The organism is Klebsiella sp. Lac1, from assembly GCF_009825425.1.
GTDB classification, from domain to species: Bacteria; Pseudomonadota; Gammaproteobacteria; order Enterobacterales; family Enterobacteriaceae; genus Klebsiella; species Klebsiella electrica.
The window spans coordinates 1-13446 of record NZ_VJZJ01000003.1; the positions used below are offsets into that span (position 1 = coordinate 1).

A 13446-nucleotide genomic window follows, 5' to 3' on the forward strand; every position below is an offset into this window, starting at 1 on the left:
AACTTCGTAATGAATTACGTGTTCACTCTTTGAGACTTGGTATTCATTTTTCGTCCGAGGACGTTAAGAATCCATGTCACTTTGAGTGCCCACACAGATTGTCTGATAAATTGTTAAAGAGCAGTTGCGACGCGCTTTAGCGCTCTGTCGCGAGGTGGCGTATATTACGCTTTCCTCATTCAGAGTCAAGCATTTATTTTTGCTTTTCTCTGGCAGGATTTCCGCAGAAACCCTGCTGACCCGGCGGCTTGTCTGCCGTTGTTCCGTGTCAGTGGAGGCGAATTATAGGCGGTAATTCTGATGTGGCAAGTTTAAATTCAAATAAATGATTCATTCGCTCATTTATTAATCAACCACGCATCCAGACTTTAATTCTTGCCTGGTTTTTAAACAAAAACGAGCCCGAGGGGCCCGTTTTTGTCATTTTGTGATTTACTGCACTGCCACTATATGGTCGTTTTTAACCACCAGTTGAACTTCTTTGCCAGGGATCAGCTCGCCGGAAAGGATTTGCTGCGCCAGCGGGTTTTCAATCTGCTGCTGGATAGCGCGTTTTAACGGACGAGCGCCATACACCGGATCGTAACCATTCGCACTCAGCAACTTCAGCGCCTCATCGGACATGTGAACTTCGTAGCCACGTTCCTCCAGACGTTTGTACAGACGCTGCAGTTGAATCTGAGCAATAGAAGCAATGTGTTTTTCACCAAGCGGGTGGAAGACCACGACTTCATCAATACGGTTGATAAACTCCGGACGGAAACTCTGGCTAACCACACCCAGCACCAGATCCTTCATATGACCGTAATCCAGTTCCCCGAAACGTTCCTGGATCAGATCCGAACCAAGGTTAGAGGTCATAATCACAACCGTATTACGGAAATCAACCGTTCTCCCCTGCCCGTCTGTCAGACGACCGTCATCCAGTACCTGCAACAGAATGTTAAACACATCCGGATGAGCCTTTTCCACTTCATCCAGCAGGATGACAGAGTAAGGACGACGGCGTACGGCTTCAGTCAGGTAGCCACCTTCTTCGTAACCGACATATCCCGGAGGCGCACCGACCAGACGCGATACGGAGTGTTTCTCCATAAACTCAGACATATCGATACGCACCATGGCATCATCGCTATCAAACATAAAGTTCGCCAGCGTTTTGCACAGCTCCGTTTTACCGACCCCGGTTGGGCCGAGGAACAGGAACGACCCGATTGGACGGTTAGGATCGGACAGACCGGCCCGGCTACGGCGGATGGCGTTGGATACCGCTTCAACCGCTTCGTTCTGACCAATCACCCGACTGTGCAACTCCTGCTCCATACGCAGCAGTTTTTCGCGCTCACCTTCCATCATGCGCGCAACCGGAATACCGGTCCAGCGGGCCAGCACTTCGGCAATTTCCGCATCGGTAACCCTATTACGCAGCAGACGCATCGTTTTACCTTCCGACTGGGTGGCTGCCGCCAGCTGTTTTTCCAGTTCCGGGATTTTACCGTACTGCAGCTCGGACATCCGCGCGAGGTCGCCGACGCGCCGCGCCTGCTCAATCGCAATTTTGGCCTGCTCCAGCTCGGCTTTAATTGTCTGCGTACCGGAAAGAGAGGCTTTCTCCGCCTTCCACTCTTCTTCTAAAACGGAATACTGGCGCTCTTTATCTGCCAGCTCTTCATTCAACATATCCAGACGTTTCAGACTGGCCTCATCGGCTTCTTTCTTCAGCGCCTGCTGTTCCAGCTTGAGCTGAATAATACGTCGGTCGAGTCGGTCGAGCTCCTCCGGCTTCGAGTCAATCTGCATACGAATGCTGGATGCGGCTTCATCGATCAGGTCAATAGCTTTATCCGGCAACTGACGGTCAGCGATATAGCGATGCGACAAGGTTGCCGCTGCGACGATCGCCGGGTCAGTGATCTGCACATGGTGGTGCAGCTCATAACGCTCTTTTAACCCGCGCAGGATCGCGATGGTATCTTCCACGCTTGGCTCAGCCACAAACACTTTCTGGAAACGACGCTCCAGCGCAGCATCTTTTTCAATATACTGACGATACTCATCGAGCGTCGTTGCGCCGACGCAGTGCAACTCTCCGCGCGCCAGAGCAGGTTTGAGCATATTCCCGGCATCCATCGCGCCGTCTGCTTTCCCCGCCCCGACCATGGTGTGCAGTTCGTCGATAAACAGGATGACATTGCCTTCCTGTTTCGCCAGATCGTTCAGCACCCCTTTCAGGCGCTCTTCGAACTCGCCGCGATATTTCGCCCCGGCCACCAGCGCGCCCATATCCAGCGCCAGTACCCGACGACCTTTCAGCCCTTCCGGTACTTCACCGTTGACAATACGCTGCGCCAGACCTTCAACGATGGCGGTTTTACCGACACCAGGTTCACCAATCAGTACCGGGTTATTTTTAGTCCTTCGCTGCAGAACCTGGATCGTACGACGAATCTCTTCGTCACGGCCAATAACCGGATCCAGCTTGCCTTGTTCTGCCCGCTCGGTCAGATCGACCGTAAATTTCTTCAATGCCTGACGTTGGTCTTCGGCACCCTGATCGTTCACGCTTTCACCTCCGCGCATTTGTTCAATCGCCTGAGTCACGTTGGCGGTTGTTGCTCCGGCGGATTTTAAAAGGTCGGTCAGCGTACCGCGTGATTCAAGCGCCGCCAGAACGAACAGTTCTGACGAAATAAAATTGTCCTTCCTCTTTTGCGCCAGCTTGTCGCAAAGGTTCAGAATACGCACTAAATCCTGAGACGGCTGTACGTCGCCACCGGTGCCTTCCACCTGCGGTAAACGGCTCAGCGCCTGAGTGATACTGGTGCTTAACTCTCCGGCGTTAATGCCAGCAGAGGTTAATAAAGGACGTACCGATCCCCCTTCCTGATTCAGCAAGGCGCTCATTAAATGAAGAGGTTCGATGAATTGGTTGTCGTGCCCGAGTGCAAGCGACTGGGCATCGGCAAGAGCAAGCTGGAATTTATTGGTAAGACGATCCAGACGCATAACTCCTCCCATAACAGGTCAAATTTGCTACTGGAGATTAAATGAGGTCATCCCTCAATTATTCAAGGTTAAAGACCTGAACTATGCGAAAAATAAATTTGCCTTCTGGACCGTCTTGATTCGCCAGGTTATCTCAACCAGATAAAACTCGCCATACGACCCGTCATCCTATCGCGGCGATAAGAGAAAAAATCATCCTTTTCGCTTAGCGTACAGCGATCGCCGCCGAAGATCTGCGTGACGCCAACATTGGCTAAGCGCTGACGAGCCAGCCGATAGATATCAGCAAAATATTTCGCGCCGACGGGGCGGAAAGCGTCTTCCGCTTGCCCATCCTTTGCTACAAACGCATCCCGCACTTCCGGACCAACCTCAAAAGCCTCGGGACCGATCGCCGGGCCAAGCCAGGCGAGAATGTTTTCCGGCTTATCGGCAAAACATGCGACCGTTGCTTCCAGCACCCCGTCGCATAATCCGCGCCAGCCGGCATGCGCAGCGGCAACTTCCGTCCCTGCGCGATTACAAAAAAGAACCGGCAGACAGTCCGCCGTCATCACCGCACACACCGTGCCCGATGTATTGCAGTATGACGCATCCGCCCGTTTTGACTCATATGGCCCGCCGTCCAGCGTCAGCACCGCGGTGCCATGAACCTGCTCAAGCCAGACCGGATACGACGGCAGTCCGCCTGCGGCAAACATCCGCCGACGGTTTTCTTCCACGTGCTGCAGATTGTCTCCGCAATGGGCGCCCAGATTGAGCGAGTCGTACGGAGGCTGACTGACGCCGCCAGTACGTGTGGAGCTACAGGCAGCTACGCCTTCCGGCACAGGCCATTGCGGTACAATCAGTTTAGTCATAGCCAGTCAATATCGTCCTTGTGATCTTCATAATCTGCACGCATTGCCTCAATCAGCTCAACCATATCCTGAGGAATCGGCGCATGCCATTCCATCTCTATGCCGCTGATCGGGTGATACAGACGTAACATCGTCGCGTGCAGCGCCTGACGGTCAAACTTACGCAGCGCGCTGATAAACGCTTCCGATGCACCTTTCGGCGGACGCGGGCGGCCGCCATAGACCTGATCGCCCACCAGCGGATGGGTGATGTGGGCCATATGCACACGAATCTGGTGAGTACGGCCGGTTTCCAGACGCAGACGCAGACGCGTGTGAATACGGAAGTGCTCCATAATACGGTAATGCGTGACCGCCGGTTTCCCCATCGGGTGCACCGCCATATGCGTGCGTTTCGTCGGGTGACGGCTGATAGGTTCTTCTACCGTCCCGCCCGATGTCATGTGACCAATGGCCACCGCTTCATACTCACGGGTGATTTCACGCAGCTGCAGCGACTCCACCAGACGAGTTTGCGCCGGGATGGTTTTCGCTACGACCATCAGACCGGTCGTATCTTTATCCAGACGGTGAACAATACCCGCGCGCGGCACGTCGGCAATCGGCGGATAATAGTGCAGCAGCGCATTCAGCACAGTACCGTCGGGGTTGCCCGCGCCTGGGTGAACAACCAGATCGCGCGGTTTATTAATCACGAGGATGTCATCATCTTCGTAGACGATATTGAGCGGAATATCCTGCGGCTCGAAGCGTACGTCTTCTTCGATTTCAACATCGATGGAGACGCTCTCTCCCCCTAACACTTTTTCTTTCGGCTTGTCGCTGACAGCGCCATTTACCAGCACTCGCTGGTCAAGGATCCATTCTTTTATACGCGAACGCGAATAATCCGGGAACATTTCGGCCAAAGCCTGATCTAAGCGTTGACCGAGTTGATTTTCGGACACCGTTGCGGTGAGTTGTACTCGTTGTGCCATATACAGCTTCTTCGTTTAACGTTGGGTTTTACGGCTTTGCCGTTTAATATAGTGTGCTATTGTAGCTGGTCTTAATCGGGAGCAGGAACAGAGATTCTCCCGCATAAACATTTTGAGGAAGTCAAAACGTCATGACGCGCATGAAATACCTGGTGGCAGCGGCCACACTGAGCCTGGCTTTGGTGGGTTGCTCCGGCTCAAAGGAAGAGGTGCCTGATAATCCGCCGAATGAAATCTATGCGACCGCACAGCAAAAGCTGCAGGACGGTAACTGGAAACAGGCAATAACGCAACTGGAAGCGTTGGATAACCGCTACCCGTTCGGTCCTTATTCCCAACAGGTACAGCTGGACCTGATTTATGCGTATTACAAAAATGCCGATCTGCCGCTGGCTCAGGCAGCCATCGACCGCTTCGTTCGTCTGAACCCTACGCATCCTAACATTGATTACGTCATTTATATGCGTGGCCTGACAAATATGGCGTTGGATGACAGTGCGCTGCAAGGATTCTTCGGGGTCGATCGCTCCGACCGCGACCCGCAGCACGCTCGCGATGCCTTTAACGACTTCTCCAAACTGGTACGTGGCTACCCGAACAGCCAGTATGCGACCGACGCCTACAAACGTATGGTGTTCCTGAAGGATCGCCTGGCTAAGTACGAGCTGTCGGTCGTTGATTACTACACCGACCGCGGCGCATGGGTTGCCGTCGTGAACCGTGTCGATGGTATGCTGCGCAGCTACCCGGATACCCAGGCGACTCGCGATGCGCTACCGAAAATGGAAAACGCCTACCGTCAGATGCAAATGAACGCTCAGGCAGACAAGGTGGCGAAAATTATCGCCGCGAACAGTAAAAACACCTGAGTGTTTTTCAGATAAGCAAAACGGCAGCCGCGAGCTGCCGTTTTTTATGGTTAAGCCCCCAGAGCTGAAGCGTTTTAGCGCCGGGGCATCCTATCAAATATGACTCTCTTTCCCCTTTCCGACAAGAAAAATCTCACCTGTTCCTGCCCTGCCTCACAAAATGAATTCGTTGACAAAAAGTGACATTAAAATGTGATTTTGATCACACATATTGACATTAGGAGAGGTATGCTGAGTTCACCAAGACGGGAAAGACAAGAGGTAAAATTTATGACAATGAACATTACCAGTAAACAAATGGAAATTACTCCGGCAATTCGCCAGCATGTCGCAGACCGTCTCGCTAAACTGGATAAATGGCAAACCCACTTAATCAACCCGCACATCATTCTGTCTAAAGAGCCGCAGGGTTTTGTCGCTGACGCAACCATCAATACGCCAAACGGGCATCTGGTCGCCAGCGGAAGAAATGAAGATATGTACGTCGCTATCAACGAATTGATCAACAAGCTGGAACGGCAGCTGAATAAAGTGCAACACAAAGGGGAAGCCCGCCGCGCCGCAACATCGGTGAAAGAGGCAGGCTTTGTGGAAGAAGAAGAGTAATCCTTAACTTAATATTGTGTAACGCCACGCGCCTTCGGGCGCGTTTTTTATTGACAGGATGAAAACAGTACGGGTACTGTAATCTCAACTGAGCAAAGGAATTCATTGTGAAACGACTAGCGTTCTTCTTCGCATTCTTTTTTACCTTCCCCTGAACGGGAGGCGATTCGTCGTGTGATAAAGAATGCGAAGACGAACAACAAGGCCTCCCAAAAGGGAGGCCTTTTTTATTGATAAATCAATAACAAGAAAGGCAACACATATGACCGAGGAAAACCCGTTACTGGCTCTGCGCGATAAGATCAGCGCTCTGGATGAAAAACTGCTCGCGCTGCTGGCAGAACGCCGCGGACTGGCTGTAGAGGTCGGTAAAGCAAAGCTGGCATCGCACCGTCCGGTTCGTGATATCGACCGCGAGCGCGATCTGCTGGAGCGCCTGATCACGCTGGGGAAAAGCCACCATCTGGATGCCCACTACATCACCCGCCTGTTTCAGCTGATCATCGAGGATTCCGTTCTCACCCAGCAAACGCTGCTGCAACAGCATCTGAATAAAATCAATCCGCATTCAGCGCGCGTGGCTTTCCTGGGACCAAAAGGGTCATATTCACATCTGGCCGCACGCCAGTACGCGGCGCGCCATTTCGAACAGTTTATTGAGAGCGGCTGCGCGAAATTTGCCGATATCTTTAACCAGGTGGAAACCGGTCAGGCCGACTACGCGGTCGTTCCTATCGAAAATACCAGCTCCGGTGGCATCAACGATGTCTACGATCTGTTGCAACATACCAGCCTGTCGATCGTCGGTGAACTCACGATCCCAATCAATCACTGCGTTCTGGTCTCGGCTTCAACCGATCCGCAGCACATTCAGACCGTATACAGTCACCCTCAGCCGTTCCAGCAGTGCAGCCAGTACCTGAGCCGTTATCCGCACTGGAAAATCGAATACACGGAAAGCACCTCTGCGGCAATGGAAAAAGTGGCGCAGGCGAACTCGCCGGGCGTTGCCGCGCTGGGTAGCGAAGCCGGTGGCGCGCTGTATGGCCTGCAGGTTCTTGAACATTGCCAGGCAAATCAGACGCAAAACATCACCCGTTTCCTGGTGCTGGCACGTAAAGCGGTGAATGTTTCCGATCAGGTACCGGCCAAGACCACGCTGCTCATGGCAACCGGCCAGCAGGCCGGTGCGCTGGTTGAAGCGCTGCTGGTGCTGCGCAATCACAACCTGATCATGACCAAGCTGGAATCTCGTCCGATTCACGGCAATCCGTGGGAAGAGATGTTTTATCTGGATATCCAGGCCAACCTGGACTCAATGCCGATGCGTAAGGCATTAAAAGAACTGGCCGAGATTACTCGCTCCATGAAGGTTCTGGGTTGCTACCCAGGCGAAAACGTCGTGCCGGTCGACCCTATCTAACGCTCTGTAAATACGGGTTTCTTCATCCCTGCCACCGCCACCGGCAGGGTGAAGATCGCGCCGGAAAGCGGATATTGCCGGACTTCGTCGGCAGACATATTTTCCCGCGTGGTCGTGATGTACAACGTGCGCATATCCGCGGCGCCAAAACAGACCATTGTCGGGCAGCGCACCGGCAATCGGTACTCTTCCAGCTGTTCACCGGTCGGTGAAAAACGGGCGATACGCCAGCCATCAAACATGGCGCTCCAGTAGCAACCCTCTTCATCCACGGCCGCCCCGTCAGGGATGCCTTCTCCAGGCTGAAACCGACGAAAAACTTCGCGTTTGCCGGGTTCGCCCTGCTCATCCAGCGGAGTGCGGTAGATAACGGCATTTGGCGTATCCGAGGTGTACATCCAACGCCTGTCGGCGCTAAAGGCCAGACCGTTGGCGCCATGGATATCGCACTGAATCACCCGAGGCGTCAGATCGTGGTTGATACGCATTAACAGCGCGCCGTTATAATCGCCCGGCCCCCAGAATGTACCGGCATAAAAACGCCCGTCGCGATCGGTACCGCCATCGTTAAAGCGTGCCAGCTGAGGATTGCCCGGATTATCACAAATTTTACGCCGCAACAGGCCGTGGGCATCGGTAAGCCAGATAGCGCTGCGTAACGCCACAATGAAGCCCCCTTTCTCACGCAGGGCAAAGCAACCCACTTCTTCGGGAAACTGCAGAACCTGATGTTCGCCGCTGCGGATGTCGTAACGGTGAATTTCACACTCCAGAATATCGGCCCAGTAGAGCGCCTGCTCGGCTTCACTCCAGGTCGGACATTCCGGCAGATGCCCTGCGTAATCAAACAGCGGTTGTGGTTCAGCCATCGTTTTCATCCCTATAAAAAAAGCCAGCGGGTTTCCCCTCTGGCTTTGATTATATACGCTTTTCCGTTACTGCCGGTTATCATTTGCCTGACGCAGCAGCGTCCGACTTTCGCTCTGGAAGCGCTGGGCATAATCGCCAAACCAGTGCTCCACTTTGCGGAAGCTGTCGATAAACGCCTGTTTATCCCCCTGCTCCAGCAGGCCAATCGCTTCACCAAAGCGCTGGTAGTAGCGTTTAATCAGCGCCAGATTGTTTTCCGACGACATAATAATATCCGCATACAGCTGCGGATCCTGCGCAAACAGGCGGCCAACCATCGCCAGCTCAAGGCGGTAAATTGGTGAGGACAGCGCCAACAGCTGTTCCAGGCGAACGTTTTCTTCCGCCAGATGCAGGCCGTAGGCAAAGGTCGCAAAGTGACGTAGCGCCTGAATAAAAGCCATATTCTGGTCATGTTCAACGGCGCTGATACGGTGCAGACGCGCGCCCCAGACCTGAATCTGCTCAAGGAACCACTGATACGCCTCCGGCTGACGACCATCGCAGTAAACCACCACCTGCTTCGCCAGGCTGCCGCTGTCCGGCCCGAACATCGGGTGCAGACCCAGTACCGGACCACGGTGCGCGGCCAGCATCGCCTGTAAAGGTTCCGCTTTCACCGACGCCAGATCGACCAGGATGCAGTCCGCCGGTAACGGCGGCAGCTGACCAATTGTATCGACCGTCGCATGAATAGGTACGCTGACGATGACCATTCCGGCATCGGCAACAATGTCCGCAGCCCGCGCCCAGTCGTCTTTCTCCAGGATACGTACCTGGTAGCCTGAAAGCGTCAGCATTTTCTCAAACAGGCGCCCCATCTGCCCGCCGCCGCCGACAATCACCACCGGGCGCAGATTCGGACACAGCGTTTTGAAGCCTTTATCATTCTCGCTGGAATATGACTCGCGCATGACGCGACGCAGCACGTCTTCGATAAGATCGGGCGGAACACCCAGCGCCGACGCCTCTTCGCGCCGGGAAGCCAGCATCGCAGCTTCCCGCTCCGGGACGTAAATCGGCAGCCCATACTGGCTTTTGACCTCTCCGACTTCAGCGACCAGCTCCAGGCGCTTAGCCAGTAGCCCCAGCAGCGCCTTATCGACTTCATCAATTTGATCGCGTAACGCGGTCAGTTCAGCAACCATACTATCCTCTTACCCCAGACGAGCCGCCAGATGACCGCGCAGATCTTGATCCAGTTCGCGGAGCAGTGCATCAGTCGTTTCCCAGCTGATGCAGGCATCGGTGACGGACACGCCGTATTTCATATCACAACGCGGCTGCTCAGAAGACTGATTACCTTCGTGGATATTACTTTCGATCATCAGACCAATGATGGAACGATTACCATCTTTAATCTGTGCGACGACGGATTCCGCAACCGCAGGCTGGCGGCGGTAGTCTTTATTAGAATTCCCATGACTGCAATCTACCATCAGCGACGGTTTCAGTCCCGCCTGAGCCATCTCTTTTTCACATTTTTCGACATCTTCCGGACCGTAGTTAGGGGCTTTACCGCCGCGCAGAATAACGTGGCCGTTCGGATTCCCCTGGGTTTGCAGCAGGCAAACCTGGCCGGCCTGGTTAATCCCGACGAAGCGGTGCGGCATCGCCGCGGCGCGCATCGCGTTAATGGCCGTTGACAGGCTACCGTCGGTACCGTTTTTAAAACCAACGGGCATTGACAGACCTGAAGCCATTTCACGGTGAGTCTGAGATTCGGTGGTGCGCGCGCCGATAGCCGACCAGCTAAACAGATCGCCGAGGTACTGCGGGCTGTTTGGATCCAGCGCTTCTGTCGCCAGCGGTAATCCCATATTCACCAGCTCTACCAGCAAGCGACGTGCAATCTTCAAGCCGCCTTCAACATCAAACGAGCCATCCATATGCGGATCGTTAATCAACCCTTTCCAGCCCACGGTAGTACGGGGTTTTTCAAAATAGACGCGCATGACCAGGTAGAGGCTATCGCTGACCTCTTCGGCAAGTGCTTTAAAACGATGAGCGTATTCAATTGCCGCCTCTGGATCGTGAATCGAGCAAGGTCCGCACACCACCAGCAGACGCGGATCGCGGCCGGCAATAATGTCAGATATCGTCTGACGGGACTGCGCAATTTGCGCTTCTTGTTCGAGGCTCAGCGGGAATTCAGCTTTCAGTTGATCCGGCGTGATCAGAACCTGTTCGTCGGTAATATGTACGTTATTCAGCGCGTCTTTTTGCATGATTGCGATCCTGTGTAGCTCGTTTGCGATAGTCGGTTCCTCAGCGAGGAGTGCCGTAACGATACCACACAAAGTAAAGATTTCAATCCATAATCCGTAAATTTTAATTTACATCAACAAATTAAATGGCCCTTTACTTCGCCATATGTGTAAAGTTATCAGTACAACTCGATATTTCCCCATGCTAAAACTCACCTTTCACCCGTCCTGGTTTACGAATAATCCTGGCCAGAATTATCACAAATCGAAGGTGGCGATTAATGACGCTCCCCAGCAACAATGGTATCCTGCGCCGGGCATCAGCGATTGCAATTCATGCACCCCGACGAACCTGACGGATCCGTTAATGAAAGAGCTTTACCGTCTTTTTTTTATTTTTTTGTTATTTATCGTGGGCTATCCCGCTTTTGCCGCAGACGCGCCTAAAAATGTCCGGGCTATTGTTTCGGGTATCGTCACCTATACCCGCTGGCCAGCATTATCTGGCCCGCCCAGGTTGTGTATTTTTTCTACCTCGCGTTATACCTACAGCCTGGCTCAGGAACAACCTGAGACTTTACCGTACAAACCGGTCATTGTGCGTAATACAGAAGAAGCGCTGAACACGGTCTGCGATGGATTTTATTTTGGCAGCGAGTCGCCCTCTCAACAGGCGAAGCTCACGGCGGAATACCCATCGCGTCCCCTGTTACTCATTGCAGAACAAAATAGCGAGTGTGCAATCGGCAGTGCTTTTTGCCTGATCATAAATGACAAAAGGGTCAGATTCTCCGTGAATCTGGATGTCCTGACACACAGCGGTGTGCGGGTTAGTCCAGACGTACTGATGCTTGCCCGGAATAACGCGCATGAATAAGGATTTCTCTCAGGCTCCGCGCCCCACTTTTAAACGAGCACTACGCCGCATCAGTGTGATAAGCGTTGTTATCTCTATGACCCTGGTCTGGCTATTGCTGAGTACCGCATCAGTCTTTACCTTGAAACAGTATGCGCAGAAGAATCAGGCGCTGACGGCCGCCACAATGAGCCGTAGTCTTGAAGCGGCGCTGGTTTTCGCTGATAGCGCCGCGGCAGAAGAGACGCTGGCCACGCTCGGAAAGCAGGGGCAGTTCTCAGAAGCGCTGGTACTGGATAGCCAGCAAAATCACTTTGCCGTCTGGCGTAATACGGACCTGGTTCGGCAGGAAAAACTCAGCGGCATCATCAGCCAATGGCTGTTTCCCGAACCCACAACCCAGCCAATCTGGCATCAGGGGAAGGTCATCGGCGAACTTCGGCTGACGGCGCTGGACAGCCTGATAAGCCACTTCCTCGGCATATCCATTATCGTGTTAACCGGCAGTATTCTGCTGGCCTCATTCATCGCCTTATTGCTGACGCATTCTCTGCACCACGGTATCGTCGCCGCCTTACAAAGCATTACCGAGGTGGTCCATGATATCCGGGAAAACCGCCACTTCTCCCGCCGGGTCCCTGAAGAGCGTATCGAGGAGTTCCATCTGTTTGCCCAGGACTTTAATAGCCTGTTGGGTGAAATGGAGGACTGGCAGCAGCAGCTACAGGCTAAAAATGCCCAGCTGTTACGCACCTCGTTGCACGATCCTCTCACCGGGCTGGCCAATCGCGCTGCGTTTCGCAACGTTATCAGTACATTAATGAAAGATGAGACCGCCAGACGCAGTTCGGCGCTACTCTTTCTTGATGGCGATAATTTTAAGCTGATTAATGATAACTGGGGTCATGCGACGGGCGACAAGGTCCTCATCGAAGTCGCCAGCCGGCTGATGAGTTTTGCCAGCAAGCGCCATCAGGCCTGGCGTTTAGGCGGTGACGAATTCGCAATCTTGCTACGTGACGTTCACTCAGAGGCGGAAGTGAAGGCGCTCTGCGTATCGTTATCCGGCCAGTTTCTCAAGCCGTTTAATCTGCATAACGGCCACACTACGACCCTGTCACTCAGCATCGGCTACGCGCTGGCCTGGGAACACGCGTGCGCGGAGAACCTGCAGGAGTTCGCCGATCAAAATATGTATCGGATGAAACACCGGCGTCTTGCGCAAGGACAAAAATAAAAGGAACAACCATGATCAGGAAATATTTTACTCCCGCGCTGATGGCCGCGGTTTTACTCACCGGCTGCCGGGCCCCGCAAGGAAAATTCTCTCAGGAACAGGTTGCCGCCATGCAGTCTTACGGCTTTACGCAAAGCGATGGCGACTGGTCTCTGGGTTTGTCCGACAGCATCCTGTTTGATAAAAACGACTACCATCTGCGCAGCGATAGTCTGGCGCAAATCCAGAAAATGGCCTCTCGCCTGGCGTCTACCGGGATTACGCACGCGCGGTTAGATGGGCACACCGATAACTACGGTGAAAACAGCTATAACGAAACGCTGTCGCTTAAACGCGCCGACATCGTCGCGGATGCCTGGGCGAAGGGAGCCAATATCCCGCGCAGCAATTTAACCACTCGCGGGTTAGGTAAAAAATATCCTATTGCCAGCAACGATACGGCGAAAGGACGTGCTGAAAACCGCCGCGTCACGGTAGTCATCAGCACGCCGTAGGC

The 13446-nt window shown here is 53.5% G+C and carries 13 protein-coding genes and 1 other annotated feature; of the genes, 7 read left to right on the forward strand and 6 right to left on the reverse strand.

Going from position 1 to position 13446, the window contains the following annotated elements; translation table 11 throughout:
- Positions 1 to 432: 432 nt before the first annotated feature.
- The 3 genes from clpB to rluD form a co-directional block, all read right to left on the reverse strand.
- The gene (gene clpB / locus FNY10_RS18970; protein ID WP_100686644.1) at positions 433 to 3006 is read right to left on the reverse strand and encodes an ATP-dependent chaperone ClpB; all 2574 of its coding nucleotides are present in this window, start codon (positions 3004 to 3006) and stop codon (positions 433 to 435) included.
- A gap of 128 nt (positions 3007 to 3134) precedes the next feature.
- Entirely contained in the window at positions 3135 to 3866 is a 732-nt protein-coding gene (gene yfiH / locus FNY10_RS18975; RefSeq protein WP_131048850.1) for a purine nucleoside phosphorylase YfiH, read from the reverse strand.
- The gene (gene rluD, locus FNY10_RS18980) at positions 3863 to 4843 is read right to left on the reverse strand and encodes a 23S rRNA pseudouridine(1911/1915/1917) synthase RluD (RefSeq protein ID WP_100686642.1); all 981 of its coding nucleotides are present in this window, start codon (positions 4841 to 4843) and stop codon (positions 3863 to 3865) included. The genes yfiH and rluD overlap by 4 nt, the downstream gene beginning before the upstream one ends.
- 131 nt (positions 4844 to 4974) lie before the next feature.
- Here rluD and bamD point away from each other — a divergent pair, with 131 nt between their 5' ends.
- The 4 genes from bamD (at position 4975) to pheA (ending at position 7741) form a co-directional block, all read left to right on the forward strand.
- Positions 4975 to 5712, forward strand: a complete 738-nt coding sequence (gene bamD, locus FNY10_RS18985) for an outer membrane protein assembly factor BamD (RefSeq protein ID WP_100686641.1) — start codon at positions 4975 to 4977, stop codon at positions 5710 to 5712.
- 270 nt (positions 5713 to 5982) lie between these two features.
- A complete protein-coding gene (gene raiA, locus FNY10_RS18990) occupies positions 5983 to 6318 on the forward strand; it encodes a ribosome-associated translation inhibitor RaiA (RefSeq protein ID WP_100686415.1) in 336 nt (111 codons plus the stop codon).
- Between the two features lie 106 nt (positions 6319 to 6424).
- Positions 6425 to 6549 (forward strand) — a sequence feature (Phe leader region).
- Positions 6426 to 6473 (forward strand): pheA operon leader peptide PheL, encoded by a 48-nt coding sequence (pheL, locus tag FNY10_RS27385; protein ID WP_193312497.1) that lies wholly within the window; start codon positions 6426 to 6428, stop codon positions 6471 to 6473. Its footprint overlaps the feature before it by 48 nt.
- Before the next feature lie 31 nt (positions 6550 to 6580).
- Complete coding sequence (gene pheA / locus FNY10_RS18995) at positions 6581 to 7741, forward strand: bifunctional chorismate mutase/prephenate dehydratase (RefSeq protein WP_160703055.1); 1161 nt, start codon at positions 6581 to 6583, stop codon at positions 7739 to 7741.
- Here pheA and FNY10_RS19000 read toward each other — a convergent pair.
- The 3 genes from FNY10_RS19000 to aroF all read right to left on the reverse strand — a co-directional run bounded on the left by FNY10_RS19000 (position 7738) and on the right by aroF (position 10878).
- Positions 7738 to 8610 (reverse strand): SMP-30/gluconolactonase/LRE family protein, encoded by an 873-nt coding sequence (locus tag FNY10_RS19000; RefSeq protein WP_100686433.1) that lies wholly within the window; start codon positions 8608 to 8610, stop codon positions 7738 to 7740. The two genes, pheA and FNY10_RS19000, sit on opposite strands and share 4 nt — an antisense overlap.
- Before the next feature lie 66 nt (positions 8611 to 8676).
- A complete protein-coding gene (gene tyrA, locus FNY10_RS19005) occupies positions 8677 to 9798 on the reverse strand; it encodes a bifunctional chorismate mutase/prephenate dehydrogenase (protein WP_032696867.1) in 1122 nt (373 codons plus the stop codon).
- Positions 9799 to 9807: 9 nt separating this feature from the next.
- Positions 9808 to 10878, reverse strand: coding sequence for a 3-deoxy-7-phosphoheptulonate synthase AroF (gene aroF, locus FNY10_RS19010; protein WP_004866527.1), 1071 nt, complete (start codon positions 10876 to 10878; stop codon positions 9808 to 9810).
- 346 nt (positions 10879 to 11224) lie between these two features.
- Here aroF and FNY10_RS19015 point away from each other — a divergent pair, with 346 nt between their 5' ends.
- The 3 genes from FNY10_RS19015 to FNY10_RS19025 are packed head-to-tail and all read left to right on the forward strand — an operon-like array spanning position 11225 to position 13444.
- A complete protein-coding gene (locus FNY10_RS19015) occupies positions 11225 to 11734 on the forward strand; it encodes a YfiR family protein (RefSeq protein WP_131048981.1) in 510 nt (169 codons plus the stop codon).
- Positions 11727 to 12950, forward strand: coding sequence for a diguanylate cyclase DgcN (dgcN, locus tag FNY10_RS19020; protein WP_131048851.1), 1224 nt, complete (start codon positions 11727 to 11729; stop codon positions 12948 to 12950). The genes FNY10_RS19015 and dgcN overlap by 8 nt, the downstream gene beginning before the upstream one ends.
- Before the next feature lie 11 nt (positions 12951 to 12961).
- On the forward strand, positions 12962 to 13444 hold the full coding sequence (locus FNY10_RS19025) for an OmpA family protein (protein ID WP_131048852.1): 483 nt from the start codon (positions 12962 to 12964) through the stop codon (positions 13442 to 13444).
- The last annotated feature ends 2 nt before the right edge of the window (positions 13445 to 13446 follow it).